Source organism: Micromonospora sp. CA-263727, from assembly GCF_050942455.1.
In the GTDB taxonomy this organism is placed as follows: domain Bacteria; phylum Actinomycetota; class Actinomycetes; order Mycobacteriales; family Micromonosporaceae; genus Micromonospora.
The window spans coordinates 2,945,363-2,968,829 of record NZ_CP192031.1 but is presented as its reverse complement, the minus strand read 5'-3'; the positions used below and the strand labels follow the sequence as shown (position 1 = coordinate 2,968,829).

Below are 23,467 nucleotides of genomic sequence, written 5' to 3'. Positions count from 1 at the left end.
CTCCCGAAAACTGTTAACAGTTAACACCCGCGGTCGCGGGACCGTCAACGCGGACGTTGCGAGGCGAGGTAAGTAAGTGTTTACTTACGGGGTGAGTCGACGGGACGAGATCATCGACGTGGCCCTGCGCCTCTTCGCCGAACAGGGCTACCAGGCCACCACGATCACCCAGATCGAGGCCGCCGCCGGCCTCTCCCCCGGCGCGGGCGGGCTCTACCGGCACGTCGGGTCGAAACGCGAGCTGCTCGTCGCCGCCTTCGACCGGGTCCTCGGCAACCGGCGGGCCGCCCAGGGCAGCCCGGGGATCGCCGAGCCGACCGACCCGCGCACCGCGATCAGCGTCGCCGGCCGGGCCGTCCTCGCGTACGTCGCGGCCGACCGGGACCTCTACCGGCTCGTCCTGCGCGGCGGCGCCGACCTCCCCGTCGACCTCGGCGAACTGTACGAGCGGCTGTTCCAGCCCGGCTTCGACGAGGTGGCCGGGTGGCTGGCGCAGCTCGCCGGGGACCGCCACGGATTCGACGCGGCGGCCGTCGCCGCCGTGGCCCTGTCGTCGCTGTTCTACTTCGCGATCAGCGAGTTCACCTACGGCCGCCCCCCGGGCCAGATCGCGCAGGACCGGTTCCTCGCGGCCTGGACCGAGGGGCTGCTCGCCCAGCTCGGAGCCGGGGCATGAGCACCGTCTTCAGCGGGGGCACGATCCGCACCATGGATCCCGCGCGCCCGATCGTCGAGGCCGTGGCGATCGACGGCGGCACGATCACCGCCGCCGGTGACACGACGGCCGTACACGCCGCCGCCGGCCCCGGAGCCGTCCAGCACGACCTGGCCGGGCATACCCTGCTGCCGGGCTTCGTCGACCCGCACCACCACCTGTACCTGGTGGCCAGCGACCGGCACACCCGCGCCTTCGACCAGCACCCGGCGACGCTGCGGGCCCTGCTCGACCGGATCGCCGCCATCGCCCGCGACGACGACGGCTCCGGCTGGCTGCGCCTGCACGGGGTACGCCCGCTACAGCTGGCCGAGGGCCGCCTGCCGACCGCGGCCGAGCTGGATGCCGCCTGCCCCGACCGGCCGCTGCACCTGCTCTCGGTCAGCTACCACGAGTCCACGGTCAACTCCGCCGGCCTGGCGCTGCTCGGGTACGGCACCGCCACCCCCGACCCGGCCGGCGGCCACCTCGAACGTGACCGCCGTGGCCGCCCCACCGGCGTGCTCATCGAGCAGGCGAGCTTCGTCGCCGAGTCGCTCACCCGACGGGCCAGCGCCGACGACGCCGGTTGGGTGGCGCGCGCCACCGCACACAGCCGGCTCCTCGCCCGGCATGGCATCACCCGCATCGGGGATCTCGCGGTGCCACCGGAGGGCGTCGCCCGGTACGCCGCCGCAGCCGCCGATCTCGCCGTCACCGTGCACCGCTGGCACGTCGGCCCCGCCGAGATCGGCGATCCCACCGTGCCCGACCTCGACCCCGACCAGGATCCCGGTCATCCCCGCATCCCGCTCGGCGGCTTCAAACTTCTCGTCGACGGCGGCGAACGGTGCGACCTGTGCCTCACCGGCGGGCAGGTGCTCCGCTCCGCCGCCGGCCTGCCCCGGGCAGTGCTGCGTCACGGCCGCCGGGCCCTCGCCCTGTCCCGCCGCGGCGGCACACCGACCCGCCGGCCGGACGGCCGCTGGCACAACGGCCTGCGCGTCCTGGAGCGCGACCGGCTGGCCGGCGCCGTCCGCGCAGCCGCCACCCGCGGCCTCACGCCGGCCCTGCACGCCGTCGGCAACGGCGCGGTCACCGACGCGCTCGCCGCCGTCGACGGGCTCGGCCGCCCGGCCCGGATCGAGCACGCCATGGTCTGCGATCCCGCCACCGCACGCCGGCTCGCCGACGCGGGCGTCCAGGTGGTCGCACAACCCTCCTTCCTGTACGACCTCGGCGCGGAGCTGACCATGCTCCCGCTGCCCGCGCCCCTCACGCTCATCCCGCTGCGCACGCTGCTCGACGCGGGCACATCGGTCGCCGCCAGCAGCGACTATCCGGCCGGCACCCTGTCGCCGCTGGTCGGCATCCAGGCCGCGGTCACCCGCCGCGTCGCCGACGGCACGGTCGTGCACCACGAGGAGGGGCTGGCCGTCGAGGAGGCGCTCGCCGCCTACACCAGCGCAGCCGCCGCCGCGCTGGGGATGGCCGGGCAGGCGGGCGTGCTACGGCCCGGTGCCGCCGCCGACCTGGTCGAACTCGACCGCGACCCGGTACGCACCGACCCCGAGCAGATCACCGCGATCAGGGTCACCGGCACCTGGCGCACCGGCCACCGCACCGCCTGACCAACCAGCCGCCCCCGGGCCAGCCGCCGCCGGTCCGATCGGTGGCGGCGCGGCGGTCACCGGCCCGGCGAGCCGAACAGCTGCACCGCCACCGATCGCCGTGCGTCAGGGCTGGTCGAGGCGGGCCAGGTCGTCGGGCGACAGGTGGAGTTCGGCGGCGGCGACGGAGTCACGGATCGTCTCGGGGCGCGACGAACCCGGGATCGGGATCACCACCGGCGACTTCGCCAGCATCCAGGCCAGGCAGACCTGTTGCGGGCTGACCCCGTGCTCGCGGGCGACCTCGGCGAACACCGCGAACCGCGAACCCAGGTCACCGGCGTTGGCGATGCCGCCGAGCGGGCTCCAGGGCAGGAACGCGATGCCGAGTTCCGCGCAGAGCGTCAGTTCCGGTTCGCTGGACCGGAAGGCCGGCGAGTACTGGTTCTGCACGCTGACCAGCCGGCCACCGAGGATCTCGTTGGCGAGCACGATCTGCTCGGGGTCGGCGTTGGAGATGCCGGCCATCCGGATCTTCCCGGCGTCGAGCAGGTCCCGGATGGCGCCGACGGAGTCCGCGTACGGGACCTGGGGGTCGGGGCGGTGGAACTGGTAGAGGTCGATCGCCTCCACGCCGAGTCGCTTGAGCGACGCCTCGCAGGCGCTCCTGAGGTATTCGGGCGACCCGTTGCGCGTCCAGGAGCCGTCGCCGGGGCGCAGATGACCGCCCTTCGTGGCGATCAGCACGCCGGAGGTGTCGCCGCCGTAGGTCGCCACGGCGCGGGCGATCAGCGACTCGTTGTGGCCGACGTCGTTGGCGTACAGGTGGTAGGCGTCGGCGGTGTCGATCAGCGTGACGCCGGCGTCCAGCGCAGCGTGGATCGTGGCGATCGACCGCTGCTCGTCGGGACGGCCCTCGATCGACATCGGCATGCCGCCGAGACCGATCGCGCCGACGGCGATGTCACCGATGCGACGGGTTTGCATGCAGGCTCCTCCTCGGGGCGGTCCGGATGCGACGCGCGCGGCGGGTCGGCCGCCGGGCACGGATTCCAGCCTCCGCCCCGACAGCTAAGCTGTCCAACAGAAGAATCTGATCCCGGCAATCGGTGTTGGTGATGAATCGTGGAGCTGCGCCAGCTCGAATACTTCGTGGCGGTCGCCGAGGAGCGGCACTTCACCCGGGCCGCCGAACGCATGCACGTGGCGCAGTCCGGCCTGTCGACGTCGATCCGTTCGCTGGAGCGTGAGCTGGGCGCCAGCCTCTTCGTGCGCAACACCCGCAGCGTCGAGCTGACCAGCGAGGGCCGGGCCCTGCTCAGCCAGGCCCGGCACGCCCTCGCCAACGTCGCCGCCGCCAAGGACGCGGTGGCGGCGGTACGGGGGCTGCTGCGCGGCACCCTGGCGGTCGGCACCATGCAGTGCCTCGGCGCCATCGACCTGCCGGCGACGCTGGCCCGGTTCCACACCGCCCACCCCGGCGTCGAGATCCGGCTGCGGCAGGGCGGCTCACCCGACCTGATCGAACGGGTCCGCACCGGCGACCTCGATTTGGCGTTCGTCTCCGCGCCCGCGCGGGCCGTGCCCGGCGTCGCGCTGGCCCCGATCCGCTCCGAGCCGCTGGTGCTGGCCTGCGGACCCGAGCATCCGTTGCGGGATCGCCCCGAGGTCGACCTGCGTGACCTGTCGGGTGAGACCTTCGTCGACTTCTCCCCCGGCTGGATCACCCGGGACTCCGTCGACCAGGCGATGGCGGCCGTCGGCGTCGAGCGGCGGGTCGCGTTCGAGGTCAACGACGTGCACTGGCTGCTCGATCTGGTCGGGCACGGGCTGGGCATCGCCGTCGTACCGCAGGTCTTCCGCACCAAGCGGACCACCACGCGCTTCGTTCCGATCACCGACTCGCCCCGCTGGCACCTGGCCGCGGCGACGGCGAGCGGGCGGCATCCCAGCACCGCCGCGACCGCGCTGCTCTCCCTCGACGACATCCGCTCCGGGCCGGGCCCGGCACCGGCAGCCCGGCCGCCGCGCTAGGGTCGGGGCCATGGCGTTGACCGCAGGGGACGTCGAGCGGTTCGAGGCCGCCCGGCCGCGCCTGGAGGCCATCGCCTACCGCCTCCTCGGTTCCGCCGGGGAGGCGGAGGACGCCGTCCAGGAGACGTTCCTGCGCTGGCATGCCGCCGAGGTCGACCGGATCGAGGTCCCCGAGGCCTGGCTGACGAAGGTCCTCACCAACCTGTGTCTCAACCAGCTCGGCTCCGCGCGGGCGCGCCGCGAGACCTATGTGGGCCGATGGCTCCCCGAGCCGCTGCTCGGCGGGGACCCGATGCTCGGCCCGGCCGACACCGTCGAGCAGCGCGAATCGGTGTCGTACGCGGTCCTCACCCTGATGGAGCGCCTCGCCCCCCGGGAGCGGGCGGTGTACGTGCTGCGGGCGGCCTTCGACTATCCCCATCGGGAGATCGCCGAGATCCTCGACCTCACCGAGGCCACCAGCCAGCAGATCTTCCACCGCGCCAAGAAACACATCGCGGAGGGCAAGACCCGCATCGAGGTCGACGGGGCCGCCGCCCGACGGATCGTCGAGGAGTTCCTGACGGCCGCCACCAGCGGCCAGACCGCGCCGCTGGTGCGCCTGCTCACCGCCGACGCCGTCGCGGTCGGGGACGGCGGCGGGAAGGTCCCGGCCCGCGCCAAGGCGTTCGAGGGCGCCGTCGCGGTCGCGAAGTTCCTCTGGGGGCTGTTCAAACCCACCGAGGCCAAGCGCGCCCTGCTCGGCGGCGCACCCGAGGTGTACGCCTGGACCGCCAACGGCGATCCCGCCGTCGTGGTGGTCGTGGACGGCCGGGTCGTCGGCGTCATCTGCCTGGAGGTCACCGGCGAAGGCATCGCGGCGTTCCTCAGCCAGGTCAACCCCGACAAGCTCGGGCGTGCGACCGCGCTCTGGGCGACCACCGACCACGGGGATCCCCTGCTCACCGCCTTCTGACCCGCATGTGAGGTGCTTCACATCGGGTTCCTGTCAGCAACCGTGGCCCGGCCCGGTTCAAGTGGCGAACCCACACCAGACGGGAGCACCGACATGCCGCACCGCATCATCGTCCTCGGAGCCGGATACAGCGGCGCCATCGCCGCCGGACGCCTCGCCAGGCGGCTGCACCGCGAGGACGCCGCCATCACCCTCGTGAACGCCGAGCCGGACTTCGTGGAACGCGTCCGCCTGCACCAGCTTGCGGTCGGCCAGCAGCTCACGCCCCGGCCGCTGGGCGAGATGTTCGCCGGCACCGGCGTCGAACTGAGGCTCGCCAAGGTCACCGGCGTCGACGTCGACCGCAGGACCGTCGCCGTCGTCGACGCGAGCGGCGCCGACGAACTCGCCTACGACACCCTCGTCTACGCCCTCGGCAGCGGCTGGAACACCCAGGGCGTCGCCGGCAGCGCCGAGCACGCGTACGAGATCGCCAGCCGGCCCGGGGCGCTCCGGCTTCGTGACCGCCTGGCCCGCCTCGACGCCGGGCAGAGCGTCCTCGTCGTCGGCGGCGGCCTCACCGGCCTGGAGGCCGCGACCGAGATCGCCGAGGCCCGCCCGGACCTCGACGTCGCCCTCGCCGCCCGCGGCGACCTCGGCGACTGGCTCTCGCCCCGGGGCCGCCGGCACCTGCGGAAGGTCTTCGGCCGGCTCGGCATCACCGTGCACGAGCGGACCGCCGTCACCGGCGTCGAAGCCGACCGCGCCGCCACCGCCGACGGCGGCACCATCCCGGCCGCGGCCACCGTCTGGACCACCGGTTTCGCGGTCCATCCGATCGCCGAGAAGACCGCCCTGACGGTCACCGGCACCGGCCAGATCGTCGTCGACGCGACCATGCGCTCGGTCTCCCACCCGGAGGTGTACGCCATCGGCGACGCCGCCTTCGCGATGGGCCGGGGCGACAAGCCGCTGCGGATGTCGTGCGCCTCGGGCGTCCCGATGGCGTGGCAGGCCGCCGACGCGATCGCGGCGCGCCTGACCGGCGGAAAGCTCCCGAACGCGTCGCTGCGCTACCTCAACCAGTGCATCTCGCTGGGCCGCAGGGAGGGCTTGATCCAGTACGTCACCGCCGACGACCGCGCCGTGCCGGCGGTGCTGACCGGACGATTCGCCGCCGGCTACAAGGAACTGATCTGCAAGGGCGCCGCCTGGGGCGTCGCCAACCCGACCCTCGGGCTACCGACCCGGCACCGCCGCGTCACGCCCGACCGGGCCACGACCGGCTCGGCCGTCTGGGGGTAGGCCCGGGCGGCGGCCGGTCTGTCCGCCCACGGGCAGATGACCGGCCTCGGCGTACGACCCGGGGTGGACGGCGGCACCCGGCCCCGGGGCGGACGACAGCGACGCCCGCCGCGCGCAGGCTGGCACCGGGGCTGACCAGCTTCAGCGCCCGCCGCTGTCCACGCAAGTTAAGGAAGTGAGACCGTGTTCAGTAGGACCCGAACAGCCGCCGTCGGGGTGCTGGCACTCCTGCTCTCGGGGAGCTTCGTGCCCGGCGCCGCCCCGGCACTGGCCGAGCCGCAACCCGGGGCGTCGCAGTCCACGATCGACACCGACTTCCGGGAGGATCCGTACTTCTCCGCGGAACAGAAGGAGTTGCTCCAGGCGCTCGCGAAGCGTTCCACCGAGCCGCTGCGGGCGGAGAGTTGGCCACACGGGCGTTCCACCGGCCGGCTGGAGCTGGCGGTGCCGAGCGAGTTGCCGGCGGAGGCGTCCCTCGCCGAGCACGCCGTGGCGTTCGTGGAGCGCAACGCGCTGCTCTGGCGGCTGGACTCCGCCAAGCAGCTCAAGGTGACCGCCGTCAAGGAGGCCGGTGACTGTTCCACGGTCACCCTCGGGCTCGTCGGCCCGGAGAAGCTACGCGTCTTCAACGCCGTGATCAACGTGGTGGTCAGCCCGGAGGGGCTCATCCGGGCGGTTGCCGGCCATGTCAGCGGCGACCCGGCCGGCGATCCCAAGGGTGCGCGGATCGACGCCGAGGCCGCGGCCAAGGTGCTGCGTACGCAGCTGAGGAACCGCGGCGGTCACGAGGCCGCCGAGGGGCCGCTGCCGGCGCCGACCGAGATGATCCTGGATCCGTTCTACCTGACCGACGGCGCGCACCAGGCCACCCGCGGCTGGGTCTTCGACGGCGAAGCCGAGGGCAACGGCGAGCTGAAGCGTGCCCAGGAGGTGGCCGCGTCGGCGGTGACCACCGGCGCGCCGGTGGTGCATGTGGTCGACCAGTCGGCGGGTGCCGTGACGGTCAGCGGCCCGAGCATCAGCCTGCCCAGCAACCAGGTGGCCGGCTGCCCGGACGGGAACCCGGTGCGGTGGCTCGGCGAGGTGGTCGTGGACCCGATGACCAATACTCCGGCGTACGTCGGCCTCGGGCACCTCAACGTCAGGACCAGCGGCAGCACCGCCACCGAGCGGGCGTACGACGTGCTCGGCAAGCCCTTCATGCTCGACCTGTACGGCGACCGCGCCGTCCGGCAGCACCTGCGCGATCCGCAGGAGATCGCCGGGGTGGGTGGCCGGACCCGGGTCAGGTTCCAGGAGTACTACGGCGGCCTGCCGGTGGAGGGGGCCGGCCTGACGGTGACCCTGCTGCCGGGCGGCAACGCCGAGTCGGTCACCGGCCGGTTCGTCTACTTCCCGCAGACCAACACGGTGCCGGACATCGCCGGCAAGGAGGCGCTCTCCGGGGCGTACCAGGAGTACCTGCGGATCGAGTGTGGTGCCGACGCCACCTGCCGCAAGGTGGCCGCAGACGAGTACACCCGGGCCACCGTGACCGCCGAGCCGGTGATCCTCTCCGCCGAGATCTTCCGCGGCACGCGGGTGCCCGACGGTGAGGAGCGCATCGCGTACCGGATGGCGTTCCCCCGCCGGATCATGTTCTGGGACGCCGACCGGGGCGGCGCGCTCTGGGGCTACCCGACGGTCGACCACGCCATCCCGCACACCATCCGCAACGCGGAGGCCGGCAACCGGGTGGAGATCGTGAACGGGGTGCCGGCGGCGGGGATCACGCCGCACGCCGACTCGACCGCGGTCTCCGCCGCCCTGGCCGCCATCGACGCGTACTACCTGGGGCTGGGCCGCAACGGGTTCGACGGCCGGGGCGGCTCGGCCGACGTGGTGGTCCGCGCCGACCTGGACAACGCCTTCTGGTGCCCGACGGGCTTCCTCGACCAGTGCGGCACCCGGATGCTCTTCGGCACCAACCTGACCGCGGACGACGTGGTGGGCCACGAGTTCACCCACGGCGTGGTGGAGTTCACCGCCGACTTCGTCCGGGGCGGCGAACCGGGCGCGCTCAACGAGCACTACTCGGACGTGATGGCCAACGTCATCTTCCCGGACGCGCGGGCGGGCGAGTGGAACGTCGGGGAGGAGAGCCCGATGGGTGCCGTCCGGGACATGGCCAACCCGGGCAGGCTCGGGCATCCCGGGCACTACGCGCTGCTCACCCGCAACTGCGCCGACCCCGAGGCGTGCGTCCACAGTTGGGCGGGGGTGCCCAACCGCGCCGCGGTGCTGATCGCCGACGGCGGGGTGCCGGGCAGCCGGCACCCGGGCGTGGGCCGGGACACCCTGGGGCAGCTCTACTTCACCACCCTCGCCACCGGCGGGATGGGCAGCTCCGACCTGTTCCTGCACGAGCGGGTGAACACCATCGCCAGCTGCCGGCAGCTGGTCCAACTCGGCCAGCCGATCGGCGGCCGGACGCCGACCCTGGCCGACTGTGACCACGTGGCGCGGGCCTTCGACACCGTCGGTGTCAACGCCACCACCGAGATCGGCTGGACCCGGTTCTCCGCGGGCCTCTTCGGCAGCAGCACCGACGTCGAGACCCGCTCCGGGCTGTTGCTGTACAACGGGTGCACGATCGCCAACCAGATCCTGCGGGCCGAGGACCCGAGCGGCCGGGTCCGGACCTCGGACGTGGCCGACGGCCTGGCCGTCGACTTCGTCGGCGAGTGGGGCGCGTACGTGCTCGCGCGGGGCGCGGCGAGCGACCCGAGGAGCCGGATGGTGCAGTACCGGATCTGGACGAACTGGTTCCACGCCGGTGTGGTCGACGTGGACGAGGTGTACGCCAAGCCGGCCGGGATGACCGACGACCAGTGCCGCCAGCCGGCCGGGCAGATGCACCGCCGGACGCTGTTCAGCACCGCGCGGGTGTCGCACTGGGCGGTGTTCTTCGACGGCGGCAGGGGTGACGAGCGGGTCAACTCCGGGCTGATGCTGCCGGCCGGATGCCAGATCGAGTCGGTACGGGGCCTGCACTATCACGGCGGCGTGCCGGAAGGGGCCCCGGCGCTCTGGCTCAGCCACCAGGGCCTGCACGGCTTCCGGATCAGCCGGCCGTCACTCGATCCGCGTGCGCTGGAGACGGACGTGCACTGGTGGCACGAGGGCATCTCGGCCATCTTCGTCCGGGTGCAGTACGACATCTTCGAACCGGCCGGTGTCGACTGCCTGACCACCGGGCTCCGCACGACGCCCTGACCGGGCAGGCTGCCGGCGGTGGGGGCCGGTGACCGTCCAGTGGGGACCGTCACCGCCGCCACCGCCGGCAGCCGGGCCACCCGACTCCCCCTGTTGCCGGTCGCGGTCAGCGGGGCCAGCGCAGCGGGCCGGGGTGTGCCGACCAGAGCAGTCTCCGCCAGCGGGGGCGGGCGGCGCGCAGCGCCCCGGTGTAGGTGGTGGCGGCGGCGGTGGCCGCGGCGGCCTGCGCGGCGGTGACCGTGCCGGGCGCGAAGGCGACCTGGTTGACCAGGCGGGCCAGGTCGTCGACGGCGCCGCAGGCCACCGCCGACGGCGTAACGCCACCGGCACGGGCCCGGGCATCGACCCGCACGGCCGCGCCCGGAACCCCGGTCCCGGCGTCGTCATCCGAGCCATCGGTCCCGGCAGCGGCGTCGGCGAGGCTGTTCGCAGCCGGGCCGACGGCGTCGGTGAGGGCCCGTCGGGCCCAACCGGCGACCTCGGTGGCGGACAGGTCGGCGGCCACCGGCCGCCCGGCCAGCCGCAGCGCGTCGGTCACCTCCCGCCAGGCGCCGGCTATCCGGTGGCCGGGGTCGCCCCGGTGCAGTCGACCGCGGGTCTGCGCCCGACGCATCCCCAGCAGGATCGCCAGCAGCCCCGCGACCACGAGCAGGACGGCACCGGTGCTGCCGGCGGCCAGCACCGGTGCCGGCACACCATCGTCGCCGGCGGGACCGGCGGGGGCGGCCTGCGGGGGCGGCGAGCTGGTCGGCTCCAGGGGCGGCTCCGGCTGCTCCGACGGCGGCGGCTCCTCCGGCTGCGGACGGAAATCCTCCTCCACCGGCCGCGGTTCGTCGTCCGGTCGGGGCAGCGGGTCGAACGGCACCCAGCCCAGCCCGTCGAAGAGCACCTCCGGCCAGGCGTACGCGTCGGCGGCCCGCACCGGCCCGGACAGGGGCGCGGCGAACCCGACCACCACCCGGGTCGGCAGCCCGGCCAGCCGGCCCAGCACCGCGAACGAGCCGGCGAACTGTTCCGAGGTGCCCCGCTGCCCGCCGCCGTTACCCGGTCCGAAGAGGAAGAACGCCAGGTTGGGGTAGGCGTGGCCGCTGGGCGCGTCGGCGACCAGCCGGTAGTGCTCGGCGAGCCACTGCTCGATCGCCGCCGCCCGGGCATAGGGAGCGCCGTTCTCCTCGGCCAGCTGGCCGGCGAGCCGACGCAGTTGCTCGGGCGCGCCGTCGGCGACGTGCAGCACCCGGGCCACCTCGTCGCCGGCCGGGGTGTTCGCCGTGGCCAGCAGGTTGAAATCCGGCCGTTCCCGGGCCGAGGTCACCGTGTAGCGCAGCCCCGGGCTGAGCCCGTCGGGACGGATCAGCGTGCCGGTGCCCGGGTCGTAGGCCACCCGCGCCCCGCTGACCTCACGCGGGGTGGCGACGGCGGGCAACAGCCGCCCGCTGAGCTCGCCCACCGTGATCTCCTGCTCGACCGTCTCCACGGTGGCGTACGGGGCCGGGTCGGTGGCCGGCAGGATCCGCCCGGCGTTGCGGTAGGTCGCGCCGACCCGCCAGGTGACCCCGTCGTAGTCACTGAGCACGGCCAGCCGGACCCGAATGCCGCCGCTCCGCGCCGGGTCCGGGGCCCCGGCCGGATCCGGCGCTCCAGGATCCGCCACATCCGGGTCCCGCGCCCCGGAGTCCTGCGGTGCCGCCGGGTCGGTGTCGGCGCCGCCGGTGGCCACCTGGAACAGCTGCTGTTCCGGGTTCAACGCCCAGCCGGAGATCCTGATCAACGGGTTCTCGTCCAGCGTCTCCACCTGCGGCGGCTCCACGTAGCGGCGCGGATCCACCGGTCGCTCCTGCACCAGGGCGGCCACCGCCGGGCCGAGCACCGCCGCCAGCCCCACCACGACCGCCGTGCCGGCCGCCGACGCCGCGGCCAGCCGGGCCCGCACCCCGGCCCGCACCGCCGGGGCCAGCTCCTCGACCGGGTCGCCGCCGGGCGCCCGCGCCGACACCGCCAGCCCGAGCGCCGCCGCCACCGCCAGCGCCACGGTCGGGCCGATCGCCGGCTCGGCGTTCGGCCCGACCACGTACAGCGCGCCGGTATAGAGCAGCACCGGCGGCAGATAGCCCAGCAGCACCCGCCCGGCGCGCAGCGCCACCTCCGCGCCGGCCAGCCCGGCCAGCCAGGCGGCCACCAGCGGCACCAGGATCGTGTCCGGCGTCGGCTCCACCGGGATCATCGCGGTCAGCAGCCGGGGGATGGCGTTGCCCGCGGCGTCGCCGACCACCTCGGCGAACCCGCCGGGCAGGTCGGCCCGGGCGGCGGCCAGCCGCAGGCACCACGCCGTCCACCCGGCCATCACCAGCACCGACACCGGTGCCACCAGCCAGGACGGCAGCCGCCGCGCCACGACGCTGACCAGCACCGACCCGACCGCCGCACCGGCGACCAGGACGGTGAGCAGCGATCCGGCGTACACCCGGCCGAGCACCGACCCGGCCAGCGCCACCATGATGATCATCGCGGTCGGCACGACCAGGGTGGCCAGCGCGGCCGGCACCGCCCGCAGCCGCCTCACCACCGGCGCACCCCGTCCCACTCGGCGGCGAACGCCGCACCGTCGGCCGCGTCGACGACGACCAGGCCGGCCGCGCCCGGCGGCGTCGGCTCCGCCGCCCCGAAGACCCCGACCACCACCGACGGGTACGCCCCACGCAGCGCGCCGACGTGCCCCAGGTCGTCGCGGCCACCGGGCCCGGTGAGCACGACCAGGGTGTCGCCGAGCCGATCCCGACGCAGCCGCGCCGCCGCCTCCTCCAGCGTCCCGTCGCCGGTCAACGACACCGCCGCCAACCGGTCCAGCGGCCCGCTGGGCCCGCCGCCATCCGGCCCGGTGGACGCCGCTTCGGCGGCGACGCAGAGCAGCACCACCGGCAACGCCTCCCGCATCGCTGCGGTCACCACCGACGCGGCGGCCTCACAGGCCGACTCGAACGACTCGGCCACCCCGTCGAGGCGGTCCGGGTGGGCGGCGGCCCGGTTGTCCAGCAGCACCACGATCCGGGGCAGGCTGGTGTCCACGTTCTCCCGCACCATCAGCTCACCCACCCGGGCGCTGGTACGCCAGTGCACCCGACGCAGCTCGTCGCCGACGACGTACTCCCGCAGCGAGTCGAAGGTGATCGAGCCGTGCGGCACCGCGTCGACCCGCCCGTCGAGACTGCGGCCGGCGCCGGTGGGCACCGCGCTCAACGGGTGGATGCGCGGGTGCACCCAGACCGGCACGCTGCCGCCGTAGGAGCGGGCCAGCACGACCAGGCCGAACGGATCACGGCGGGTCACCCGCAGCGGCCCGACCGGCACCACCCCGCGTCGGGTGGTCGGCACGTCGTAGCCGACCGTGGTGTCCGTACCCGGACGCAACCGCAGCACCGGCACCGGCACCACCCGGTCGCCGCAGCGGTCGGTGGCCAGCAGGCTCGCCGCCCGCAGCCGCCCCGCGTTGCGTACGGTCAGCGTCATGGTGGCCGGCTCGCCCCGGGCCACCCGGTCCGGGTCGGCCTGCCGGCGCACCTGGAGCCGGGGCCGCCGGGCCGCGGTGACCACGGCCACCGCGAGGGCGGCACCGGCCGCCGCGCCGAGCAGCGTCAACTCCGGGTACGCGAAACGGAAGCCGGCGCCGAGCAGCAGCACGGCGGCGACGAGCAGCCCGATGCCCCGGGCGGTGATCCCCACGTCGGCCCGCACCGGTCAGGAGGACGCCGGGGCCGGTTGACCCGACGGCAGCGGCACCGGCACCGAGGCGACGGACTGGCGCAGCACGTCGGTGGCGGTCACCCCGCGCACCTGCGCGTCCGGGGTGAGCAGCAGCCGGTGGGCGAACACCGGCTCGGTGAGCACCTTGAGGTCCTCCGGCATGATCCAGCCCCGGCCGTCGATCAGCGCGTACGCGCACGCCGCCCGGGTCAACGCGATCACCCCGCGGGGGCTGACCCCGACCCGGACCTGCGGATGGGTGCGGGTGGCCGCGGCCAGCCGCACCGCGTACGCGTACAGCGGCTCGGCGATGTGCACCCGGCGGGCCATCCGCACCATCTCGCCGACGGTCACGGTGTCGGTGACCGCGGCGAGCGCCTCGGGGGAGCGCACCGTCGCCCCGCGCAGCACCTCCACCTCCACCGACTCGTCCGGGTAGCCCACCGAGAGCTTGACCAGGAACCGGTCCAGCTGGGCCTCCGGCAGCCGGTAGGTGCCGTCCATCTCCACCGGGTTCTGGGTGGCCACCACCAGGAACGGCTGCGGCACCGGATGCCGTACCCCGTCCACGGTGACCGTCCGCTCCTCCATCACCTCCAGCAGCGCCGACTGCGTCTTCGGCGACGCCCGGTTGATCTCGTCGGCGATGACGATGTTGGCGAACACCGGACCGGGATGGAACTCGAAACCCCGGGTGGCCTGGTTGAAGATGGTCACGCCGGAGACGTCCGACGGCAGCAGGTCCGGGGTGAACTGGATGCGCCGCCACTGCCCCTGCACGGTCGCCGCGATCGCCCGCGCCAGGGTCGTCTTGCCCACCCCGGGCACGTCCTCCAGCAGGACGTGCCCCTGGGCGAACAACGCGGTCAGCGCCAGCCGGACCACCTCGGGCTTGCCGAGCACCACCGCGTTGACGTTCTCGGCCAGCCGGGCGGCGAGGGCGGCGAAGCCCTGCACCTCCTGCTGGGTGAGCGGTTCCTGGCTGTTCACGGTGGTGCTCCTCGGCCGGGTTGGATCAGCAGGTGGGCAGGACGTTGATGTCGTCCCCGCCCTCCAGGTTGAGCCAGGCCCAGGGGATGTAGTTGCGCCCGCTGTACTCGACCTGCACCCACCAGGTGCTGCGCTTGTCGTTGTTGTAGACGTAGGCGTAGACCTCCTCGCCCCGCAGCTTGCAGAACGCCCGGAGCCGGGTGCCGGGCCGGGCCCAGCCGACCTGCCGGTCGTCGTCCTGCCGGGCCACCGAGAAGATCTCGTTGCCGTTGCGGCCGGAGACATCCCGGTCGCAGTAGGTGCGCTGGTCCGGCGCGCTGCCGTTGACGCAGGTGGCGACGCCGTAGAGCGCGTCGGTGGCCTGCGCCCGCGTCGCCGTGCCCGGACCCGCCGCGTTGGTCGCCGTCACGGTGAAGGTGTAGTTGGTGCCCGGCGTCAACCCGCTCATCGTGATGCTGGAGCAGGGGCCGCTGCGCGCCGGCTGACCCGGCCGGCTCAACGTGCAGGTGGCCTGCCCGCCCCCGGCGTCCACGGTGAACGTCACCGTCGCCGCCGTCGCGGTCGCCGACGACCCGGTCACCGTCACCCGCGGCGCCGCCACCGTCCGGGCCGTCGTCGTCGCCTGCGGCCCCTCACCGGCCTCGTTCACCGCCCGGACCTGCACCGTGACGTTCTGCCCGTCACCGAGGCCGCTGATCGTCGTCCGGGTGTCGGTCACCTCGCTGCGCCGGCCCCCCACCTCCACCACGTACCCGGTCACCGGCCGGCCGTTGGCGGCGGCCGGCGACCACTGCACCGCCACCGTCCCCGGCTGGTCGGCCACCGTGCCCGCCCGCAGCTCCGTCGGCTCGCCGGGCACGGCGAAGGGCACCACGGTGTTGCTCACCGGGGAGGGCTCCGATCCCGCGCCCTTGTCGTTGACCGACACCACCGTGAAGGCGTACTGCGTGCCGTACTCCAGCTCGCCGGCCTTGATGACCAGCTCGGTGCCGGTCGACTCGCCGGCCGGGGCGTTCGTGCCGGCCGAGGCGGCGGTCACCGCGTACCGGGCGATCTTGTTGCCCTGCCCGTTCGCCGCCGGCCAGCTCACCGCCACCGTGCCGTCCTGGCGGGCCTGCGCGGTCACGCTGGCCGGCGGGTCCGGCACCTCCGCCGTCGGCGTCACCGGGTTGCTGTTCCGGGCCGGTCCGGCGCCCTTGGCGTTGACCGCGTGCACCGAGAACCGGTACGTCTCCCCGTTGGTCAGCTCCGTGATCTCCACCGACCGCTGGTTCGCACCGACCTCGTGCCGCTGCCCGGCGCCCTCCACCACGTACCGGACGATGTCCGCGCCGTTGGCCGCGGCCGGCCGCCAGCTCACCCGCGCCTGCGCGTTGCCCGCCGCGGCGGTCACGCTGCGCGGGGCGCCCGGCCTGCTCGCCTCCGGCTTCTTCGGTGGCGGAGGCGGCGGCGGGGGGTCCGGCGGCGGGTCGCCGCCGAGCACGTCGTTGGCGTACTTGTCGACCTCCCGCACCTGGTGCGAGTCGTCGACCACCCGCGCGGTCGCCGCGTCCGGGGCGTTGATGAAGAGGTAGTTCTCCCGCACCTCCAGCTCCAGCGGACCGCCCCACCGGCCCTTGATCGTGTCCACCAGCTCTCCGGTCGCGTCGAACGCGTACACCACGCCCGCCGCCTCGTCCGCGCAGTAGAACCGCCCGGCCCAGGCCACCGCCGGGTTGAGCCGGTCACCGTCACCCGGCACCGTGAAGGAGCGCACCTGGCCACCGTCGGCGATCACGTGCACCTGCCGCTGCCCGGCCACCGTCACCGGCACCACCGGCCCGCTGGTGCGTACCGGCATCGTGCCCGGCCCGGTCAACGTCTCCGCCAACACCGTACGGCGGGTGACGCCCCGGACCACCGTGACCAGCGCCCCGGCGGTGCGGTCCAGCACCGCCACCCCGTCGTCCAGCGTGGAGACCACCAGCTCGTGGCTGGGCTCGGCCACGTCGTGCGTCTCCACCTGTTTCGGACTCACCTGCGAGCCCTCCGCGGGCACCGACGGCAACGCCGCCGGGGTGATCGCCGAAACGGTGCCCTCCGCCGGCACCGCCACCCACAGCCGGCCCTCGCCGTCGAACGCTCCGCCGGTGATCCCCGGTGGATAACGCACCGGCTCGCCCACCGGCGCCAGCGACCGCGGGTCCAACTGCCGCACCACGCCCTGCACCGCGTCCACCACGAACGCCGCGTCCTTGTGCAGCGCCACGCTCACGCCCAGGCCGGGGGTCGTCGGGGTGGTCGCGGTGATCTGCAACGTGGCCAGGTCCAGCGCGCTGATCTGACCCGTGTTCAGGTCCCGCAGCACCAGCAGCCGGTCCGTCTGCACCACCTGCATCGGATGCCGCCGGGCCGCGGGCACCTCCATCCGGGTGTCCACCCGCGCGGTGATCCCGTTGACCCGGGCCAGCTCGCTACGCGCCGCGCTCCACAGCCACGAACTCGCGTCGTAGCTGGCCACCGCGTTGTCCGCGGCCCCCAGACCGAGCACGGTCAGCCCCATCGCCGCCAGCAGCGCCAGCACCGTGCCCACGGTGACCAGACCACCGCGTACCCGGGACCGGGAGCGGGCGGTGCGGGTCGGAACGGCCTCGTCGATGCTCGCCACAGCCGGCTGCCTCCCGTGTCGTCCTGGCAGGTGGCGCGCCGACACGGCGACCCCTCCCCTGAGCCGGGAGCCATCATATGGTCACGCAACGGACCCCGGGAACCCGCACTGTCCGCCTGTGGACACCCAGCGTGGCGTGTCGTCGGCGTGTCCCGTCACCACTGTCGGTCGGGGACGGCGGGCCGGCCGCCACCGGCGGCCCCGGGGTGGCATCGGTCAGTTCGAGGTGGCGCCGGCCTCCCGCGACGTGCACACCTGGGTCGACGTGGCGAACCGATCCGTACCATAGACCGCCAGCACGGCAAAGCAGTAGTCCACCCGGGAGCTCAACCCGTTCACCGTGTAGCGGGTCTGCCCCGGGTCCACCGTGGCCAGCACCCCCAACGGCTGCCCGGCCCGCCCACCGGCCACCATGAACGGCACCAGCCCGTCCGACGGATCGGTCCAGGTCAACGTGATCGTGGCCGCGTCGTCGCGCAGCTTCAGATCCCCCGGCGGCGGATCGGACTCCACCGGCGCCGTCGACCCCGGCGTCGTCACCGGCGGCGCCGCCCGCCGGTCGAGAAGCAGCACCCCCACCCCGACCACCGCGGCCAGGGCCACCACCACCGCGACCACCGCCACCACGATCGCCGCCCGGCTGCGGCCCCGCTCCGGCTCCACCGCCGGGAGCGCCAGCGCCCCTGGAACGGCGGGGCCACCGTGGGCGGCGGAGGCACCACCGCCGCAAGCCCCGCCGTCGGCTCACCCCAGGCCGGCGGGACAGCACCCTGCGGGGGGTACGCCGGCGGCGCGACCTGCTGCCCCGCCCCGTACGGGTACCCGCCGCCGCCCGAGCCCTGCTGCGGCAAGCTGTCCTGGCGCGCGCCGTGCTCGTGCGGACCGCGCTGCTGCGGAATCTGCTGCTGCGGGCCCTGCTGTTGCTGGCTGTACCCGTGCGGCGCATCCTGTTGCGAGCTGTACTCGTGTGACGCGTTCTGCTGCGAGCTGTACCCGTGCGGCGCGTTCTGCTGCGGGCCGTACTGGTGCGGGCCGTACTGGTGCGGGCCCACGATCGGGCTGTACGGGGCAGGCCCGCTGACCGGGCCGGGCATCGGCGGGCCACTGACCGGACCGTGGTGGGGCAATCCGCTGCCCGCGCCGTGCGGGTCCGGCCCGCCGGCCGCCCCGTGTCCGGGTGCCGCGCCGGTCGTCCCAACCGCAGGCGCCACGCCGATCGGTCCATACCCGGGCGGCCCGCTGGCCGGCGACAAGCCGGATGGCCCGCCCGTCTGCGCGTGGCTGGGTGCTCCGCTGGCTGGTGCGTCCCCCACCGGCCCGCTGGTCGGCACGTAGCCCGGCATCCCGCTGGTCGGCGTATAACCCGGCGGTCCGCTGACCGGCGCGTAGCCCGGAATCCTGCTGGTCGGCGCGTAACCGGCTGCTTCGCTGGTCGGTCCCGGTGGGGCGCTGATCTGCCGCGGGTAGCCCGACCTGGCGTGGGCGTCGCCGGGAAGGCCGGTGCCGGGCGGTGCGCTCACGGGAGGTGCGCTGACCGGTTGCCCGGATGACGGCGGCGCGCTGACCGGAGAAAAGGCCGGCGGCCCACTGACCGGGGACGCCGCCTCAGCGCCCGGCGTGGCGGGCCGCGGCATCCGGCCGGCACGCGCCACCTCTTCCTCCAGCAGCGGACCGATCTGCTGGACCCGGATCGTCGGCCGGGCCCACTCGGGATGCGCGAACGACGCGGGTCCGCCGGCCTCCGGGGCCGTCCCGTCGGCGGCAGGTGGTACCGCGATCACCCCGGTCTCCTCGTCAAAGCCCCGCTGCCCCGCTGCCGACGGCCCCCCGGAGGGCGGAGCGGGCGGCGACGCGGCCGGGCCATCAGCGGCGGTCCGGACCGCCGGGGGCGCGGACACCGCCCGGGCCGGCCCGACCGGCGGGGCGTGCGGGGCAGGCGGCACCACCGGAGGCGGCGGGACCTGCGGCACGGCCGGAGGTCGCGCAACGGGCGGGACGGCCGGAGGGGGCGGGATGGCCGGCACCGCCGGGACGAGCGGGACGGGCGGAGGCGACACGACAGGCGGAGGTGGCGCGACAGGCGGAGGCGGCGCGACAGGCGGAGGCGGCACGCTGGAAAGCGGAGGAGCGCTGGGCACAGGAGGCGCCGAGGGCACCGCGAGGTGAGCGGTATCGGCTGCCGTCGCGGCATCGTGCGGCTTCCAGGCGGTCGACAGCACGGCCAACGAGACGGTCGGCTCGGCAAGCGCGCCAAGATGCGACTGGCTCGCCGGCTCCGGCTGCGGAGCCGGGGGGACCGGCGGTTGCGGGGCGGGAGCGGCGTCGCCGAGATACTCCCGTGCTGTGCGTACCGCCGGGTGGTCGAGGCCGAGCACGGCGGGGCCGGCGGCGGCGACCCGGGTGTAGTTGCGGCGGGCCTCGTGGCGGTTACCCAACTCGTCGGCGACCGAGCCGAGCTCGAAGGACAACGCCAACATCAGTGGGTCCGCGTGTGGCCACCGACGCTCCCCCGCCGCGAACGCCTCCTCCAGGACCCGGCGGGCAGCGCTCGGGTCATCCGCCTCCCGGTGCAGCCGGGCCAGCAGGTGCGCCGTGCTGAGCACGTCCGGATGGTCCTTGCCGAACGGCGGCCGGGCAGACTCGACCGCCTCGGTCAGCAGGTCACGGGCGGCGGCGAGGTTACCCGCCCCGCGCAGCGCGAGAGCCCGCTGCTGGGCGACGGCCAAGGGAGAGGCGTGGGGCACGAGGCCCATGCTGCCGGGTATGGGCGCTCCGACGCTACCCGACCCATCGGCGTAAAGAGGCCGTCCCGAACCCAGTCGAGCCGCCCCGGACGGACCCCGAACGCCGATGTGCATGATCCACCTGCGGCGTGTACAGTAACTCCCCGTGCGGCCCGCCGGGCGGCCTACGGGTGGTGGACCACCGAGGCCGGCGCGGTAGGCTGGACGGAGCAGGTCCGGGTGGCGGAATGGCAGACGCGCTAGCTTGAGGTGCTAGTGCCCGTATAGGGCGTGGGGGTTCAAGTCCCCCCTCGGACACAAATTTTTGGCATCGGTGCGCATCTTGAGTGCGCGTGCGCTGATACTACGGCCTGCTGGCGGAGCGGCAGTCAGTGCGTCCGGCGGACGCAAGCCAGTTTTGCCGCCATTCGCTGGCCCGGGCTGCGCCGATGCGCGAGCTGACCTCGTGTTCGAGCTGCCAGGGCGGTTGCAGGTTGGCGGTGCCGAACGGTGCTTCGTGCGCTGACGGCTGGCCCGTTGCCGGCGCTCGCACCATGCCCTCCGTGTCGGCCAGGACGCATCAGATCCTGCGGGAGTGTTGTCGGAGTGTCCGCCTGTCGGATCGGCGTACGTCTCATGACCGTCTTCGCCGATGCGGTTGGCTGGCCATGTCCGCGCGGTGGCCCGGTGTCTGCCGGCAGCGCGCACCGATGAGGTTTTCGTGCCGCGCCCGTCTGTATGTATGAGATCGACTTACGAGAGGCTGGCGTGATGCGGAAACTGACCTTCGGCATGAATGTGACCCTGGACGGCTACATCGCCGCGCCCGGCGACGACCTCGGCTGGAGTGGCGGTGAGGGACCGGACTCGTCGCCGAGCGACGAGCTGTTCCAGTGGTGGTCCGACCGGGTGGGGGCGACGGGCCTGGCGCTGTATGGGCGCAAGCTGTGGGAGGCGATGAGTTCCCACTGGCCGACCGCCGACCAGCAGCCCGCCGCCACACCGGCGGAGATCGAGTACGCCCGCCGCTGGCGGGACATGCCGAAGGTGGTGTTCTCCTCGACGACCAGCACGGTCGACTGGAACACCCGCCTGGTCACCGGCGACGCGGTCACCGAGATCACCCGGCTCAAGACAGAGGACGCCGGCCCGATGGACATCGGCGGCGCGACGCTCGCCGGGGCGGCCATGCGGGCCGGGCTGATCGACGAGTACATGCTGGTCACCGTGCCGGTCCTGGTGGGCGGCGGCACGCCGTTCTTCACCGCGCTGGACAGCTGGGTGAACCTGAACCTCGTGGAGACGCGGATATTTCCCGGCGGCGTCGTGCTGACCCGATACGAGACGAGGCGATGAGCACGGCCATTCCGCGGTGACTTCGGTGACGCCGGCCCGTGGCGCTGGAGTCGTCGACGACGGGGACTTGTCTGGTCACAGTGTCGGGGGCAGGTCCAGCCATGGTTTGTCGGTGGCGTCGAATCCGGTGAGCTCGGCGATCTTCCCGTCGACGATGTGCAGGACCGCGATGTTGAACAGCCGGTACTCCGGGTCGTCAGGGGTGCGGAGGTACAGCGCGGCGGCGGGCATGCGGTTGACCGTCGTGGCAATACAGCGCCAGTCGTCGTAGCCGGGCTGGAAGAGCCCACCGGAGACCCAGCCGTCCACCGCGTCCTTGGCCGTGATGACCGAGGTGCCCGCCTCGGGCAGCATCACGAAGCGCAGGTCGTCGCGGAGCAGGGACATCAGCCCGTCGAGGTCGTTGCGCTCATGGGCGTCGATGTACGACTTGACCACGCCGCGCTCGTCACTCGACAGCTCGTGGGCGGCGGGGCTCCGCCAGTCGAGGCGGCGGTCGGGCAGCTGCTCGCGCATCGTCACGCGCGCCCGCTGCAACGCGCTGGTCACCGATGCGATGGTCAGATCGAGGGCGTCGGCGGCCTTCGACGCCGGCCAGCCGACGACGTCGCGCAGGATGAACACCGCCCGCTGCCGCGGCGGCAGGTGCTGGACGGCGACGATGAACGCCAGCTCGATCGTCTCCCGCGCCACCACCGAGTCCTGCGGGTCCTCGGGGAGCATCCGGTCGGGGTACGGCTGCAGGTACAGCACCTCGGAGCCGCAGTTCGACAGCCCGGACGGTACGGGTGTGCGGTCGTTGCGCTTCTCCAGGAAGTCAAGGCAGGCGTTCGTCGCGATGCGGTACAGCCAGGTCCGCAGCGCAGCGTGGCCCTTGAACGACTCCCGCTTGTTCCACGCTCGCAGGAACGTCTCCTGCGTCATGTCCTGGGCGTCCTCGTAGTTCCCGAGCATCCGGTAGCAGTGCACCTGCAGCTCACGCCGGTGGCGCTCGGTGATCTGCGCAAACCGCGCCGCATCGCCTGAGCGAACCACCGCGATGAACGCGGCCTCGTCGGCACCCAGCGGTCTAGCGTCGGTCATGGTCACCAATCCTTCCACCGGTGCGAGGGGGCTACCAGAAACCGACGACGTGGCGGAAGAATTCTGATCGGTGAAGCCGCTGACACCGGGCCGTCCGTCAGGGCGGATGCGTCATTCCCGCGCGGCTGCGGGGGTGTCGTGGTGTGCGACGCTCAGGCGGTCGGCGAGCCACGCCTGCGCTCTGCCCACCAGGGTGCGTGCCGGCAAGGTGTCGGCAGCCCAGTTCTCGAAGCCGTGCGGGGCGCCGGGGATCACGTCGAGGGTGGCGTCGACGCCGGCGGCGCGTAGGCGTTCCGCGTAGGCGCGGTTTTCGTCGGCGAACAGTTCGATGTCGCCGACGCAGATCCACGCGGGAGGCAGGCCGTGCAGGTCGTCGCGACGGGCGGCGACGGCGTACGGGGGCAGCTGGGCGGCGCCGGGCTCGGCTCCGAGGTAGGAGGCCCATCCGAAGCGGTTGGCCTCGTTGTTCCACACCCAGTGGTCGAGGGCGTCGAGTTCGCGGCGGGCGGCGGTGCGGTCGTCGAGCATGGGGCAGAACAGCCACTGCGCAACCGGTTGCACGGCGGAGATGTCATGCAGCCGCTGGGTCAGGCACGCGGCGATCCCACCGCCGGCGCTCTCGCCCCCGATCGCGACCCACGCTGGATCGACGCCGAGCGACGCGGCATTCCCTTGCAGCCACGACCAGGCGGCCTCCGCGTCGTCGAGCGCGGCGGGGAACGGCGCCTCCGGGGCGAGGCGGTACTCCGCGGACACGACCACGACGCCGAGCCGCGCCGCGGTCTCGCCGCAGAGCCGGTCGTCCTGCTTGGCCGATCCGATGACCAGGCCGCCGCCGTGCACCCAGAGCACCGCCGCGGTGCTCCGTCGCACCTCCGGCTCGTAGACGCGGATGCGCGCCGCCCCGTCCCGCACGTCCCGCACCGTCACCCCGTCGACGCGGTAGGCGCGCAGCAGGTGGTGCCCCGCCCACCGGATGACGGAGCGCATGAACCGGCTCGTGACCTTCGGAACGGGTAGCTTCTGCACCGGGCGGCGCAACGCGGGGTCGACGACCTCGATGTCCATGCCCCCACCATGCGGCTGGCGTGACACCAT

At 74.0% G+C, this 23,467-nt stretch carries 14 protein-coding genes, 1 tRNA gene and 2 pseudogenes; 8 read left to right on the top strand and 9 right to left on the bottom strand.

What is annotated here, in order from left to right:
* Positions 1-91 precede the first annotated feature (91 nt).
* Together ACQPYA_RS13205 and ACQPYA_RS13200 are read left to right on the top strand one after the other, a co-directional pair.
* Positions 92-676, top strand: a complete 585-nt coding sequence (locus tag ACQPYA_RS13205) for a TetR/AcrR family transcriptional regulator (RefSeq protein WP_433532869.1) — start codon at positions 92-94, stop codon at positions 674-676.
* Positions 673-2,325, top strand: a complete 1,653-nt coding sequence (locus ACQPYA_RS13200) for an amidohydrolase (protein ID WP_433532868.1) — start codon at positions 673-675, stop codon at positions 2,323-2,325. Before ACQPYA_RS13205 ends, ACQPYA_RS13200 begins: the two co-directional genes overlap by 4 nt.
* Positions 2,326-2,430: 105 nt before the next feature.
* Here the strand turns inward: ACQPYA_RS13200 and ACQPYA_RS13195 are convergent, their stop codons facing one another.
* A complete protein-coding gene (locus ACQPYA_RS13195) occupies positions 2,431-3,291 on the bottom strand; it encodes an aldo/keto reductase (RefSeq protein ID WP_433532867.1) in 861 nt (286 codons plus the stop codon).
* A gap of 138 nt (positions 3,292-3,429) precedes the next feature.
* Between ACQPYA_RS13195 and ACQPYA_RS13190 the strand changes: the two genes are divergently transcribed.
* From ACQPYA_RS13190 to ACQPYA_RS13175, 4 genes are all read left to right on the top strand, one after another.
* A complete protein-coding gene (locus ACQPYA_RS13190) occupies positions 3,430-4,338 on the top strand; it encodes a LysR family transcriptional regulator (RefSeq protein ID WP_433532866.1) in 909 nt (302 codons plus the stop codon).
* Positions 4,339-4,348: 10 nt separating this feature from the next.
* Entirely contained in the window at positions 4,349-5,293 is a 945-nt protein-coding gene (gene sigJ / locus ACQPYA_RS13185) for an RNA polymerase sigma factor SigJ (protein ID WP_433532865.1), read from the top strand.
* A gap of 93 nt (positions 5,294-5,386) precedes the next feature.
* The gene (locus ACQPYA_RS13180; RefSeq protein WP_433532864.1) at positions 5,387-6,577 is read left to right on the top strand and encodes an NAD(P)/FAD-dependent oxidoreductase; all 1,191 of its coding nucleotides are present in this window, start codon (positions 5,387-5,389) and stop codon (positions 6,575-6,577) included.
* Between the two features lie 183 nt (positions 6,578-6,760).
* A complete protein-coding gene (locus ACQPYA_RS13175; protein ID WP_433532863.1) occupies positions 6,761-9,832 on the top strand; it encodes a M4 family metallopeptidase in 3,072 nt (1,023 codons plus the stop codon).
* Positions 9,833-9,938: 106 nt separating this feature from the next.
* On the opposite strand, the gene ACQPYA_RS13170 is transcribed toward ACQPYA_RS13175, so the two are convergent.
* The 6 genes and pseudogenes from ACQPYA_RS13170 to ACQPYA_RS13145 all read right to left on the bottom strand — a co-directional run.
* On the bottom strand, positions 9,939-12,413 hold the full coding sequence (locus tag ACQPYA_RS13170; protein WP_433532862.1) for a transglutaminaseTgpA domain-containing protein: 2,475 nt from the start codon (positions 12,411-12,413) through the stop codon (positions 9,939-9,941).
* A complete protein-coding gene (locus ACQPYA_RS13165) occupies positions 12,389-13,549 on the bottom strand; it encodes a DUF58 domain-containing protein (RefSeq protein ID WP_433533492.1) in 1,161 nt (386 codons plus the stop codon). Before ACQPYA_RS13165 ends, ACQPYA_RS13170 begins: the two co-directional genes overlap by 25 nt.
* Positions 13,550-13,564: 15 nt before the next feature.
* The gene (locus ACQPYA_RS13160; RefSeq protein WP_433532861.1) at positions 13,565-14,560 is read right to left on the bottom strand and encodes an AAA family ATPase; all 996 of its coding nucleotides are present in this window, start codon (positions 14,558-14,560) and stop codon (positions 13,565-13,567) included.
* A gap of 25 nt (positions 14,561-14,585) precedes the next feature.
* Complete coding sequence (locus tag ACQPYA_RS13155; protein ID WP_433533491.1) at positions 14,586-17,198, bottom strand: fibronectin type III domain-containing protein; 2,613 nt, start codon at positions 17,196-17,198, stop codon at positions 14,586-14,588.
* A 225-nt stretch (positions 17,199-17,423) separates the two neighbouring features.
* A pseudogene (locus ACQPYA_RS13150) lies at positions 17,424-17,930 on the bottom strand (fibronectin type III domain-containing protein); the annotation flags it as partial.
* A gap of 1,582 nt (positions 17,931-19,512) precedes the next feature.
* A pseudogene (locus tag ACQPYA_RS13145) lies at positions 19,513-19,960 on the bottom strand (tetratricopeptide repeat protein); the annotation flags it as partial.
* 204 nt (positions 19,961-20,164) lie between these two features.
* Between ACQPYA_RS13145 and ACQPYA_RS13140 the strand changes: the two are divergent.
* Positions 20,165-20,248: transfer RNA gene (locus ACQPYA_RS13140), tRNA-Leu, on the top strand.
* A 453-nt stretch (positions 20,249-20,701) separates the two neighbouring features.
* Entirely contained in the window at positions 20,702-21,286 is a 585-nt protein-coding gene (locus ACQPYA_RS13135) for a dihydrofolate reductase family protein (RefSeq protein ID WP_433532860.1), read from the top strand.
* Positions 21,287-21,361: 75 nt separating this feature from the next.
* On the opposite strand, the gene ACQPYA_RS13130 is transcribed toward ACQPYA_RS13135, so the two are convergent.
* Both ACQPYA_RS13130 and ACQPYA_RS13125 read right to left on the bottom strand, forming a co-directional pair.
* The gene (locus ACQPYA_RS13130) at positions 21,362-22,369 is read right to left on the bottom strand and encodes an RNA polymerase subunit sigma-70 (RefSeq protein WP_433533490.1); all 1,008 of its coding nucleotides are present in this window, start codon (positions 22,367-22,369) and stop codon (positions 21,362-21,364) included.
* 111 nt (positions 22,370-22,480) lie between these two features.
* Complete coding sequence (locus ACQPYA_RS13125; protein WP_433532859.1) at positions 22,481-23,437, bottom strand: alpha/beta hydrolase; 957 nt, start codon at positions 23,435-23,437, stop codon at positions 22,481-22,483.
* Positions 23,438-23,467 lie beyond the last annotated feature (30 nt).

Bases quoted from the DNA above. Each gene is read 5' to 3' on its own strand.
- ACQPYA_RS13180 (WP_433532864.1), top strand. From the start codon at position 5,387: ATGCCGCACCGCATCATCGTCCTCGGAGCCGGATACAGCGGCGCCATC.
- ACQPYA_RS13125 (WP_433532859.1), bottom strand. From the start codon at position 23,437: ATGGACATCGAGGTCGTCGACCCCGCGTTGCGCCGCCCGGTGCAGAAG.
- ACQPYA_RS13135 (WP_433532860.1), top strand. From the start codon at position 20,702: ATGCGGAAACTGACCTTCGGCATGAATGTGACCCTGGACGGCTACATC.
- ACQPYA_RS13195 (WP_433532867.1), bottom strand. From the start codon at position 3,291: ATGCAAACCCGTCGCATCGGTGACATCGCCGTCGGCGCGATCGGTCTC.
- ACQPYA_RS13130 (WP_433533490.1), bottom strand. From the start codon at position 22,369: ATGACCGACGCTAGACCGCTGGGTGCCGACGAGGCCGCGTTCATCGCG.
- sigJ (WP_433532865.1), top strand. From the start codon at position 4,349: ATGGCGTTGACCGCAGGGGACGTCGAGCGGTTCGAGGCCGCCCGGCCG.
- ACQPYA_RS13200 (WP_433532868.1), top strand. From the start codon at position 673: ATGAGCACCGTCTTCAGCGGGGGCACGATCCGCACCATGGATCCCGCG.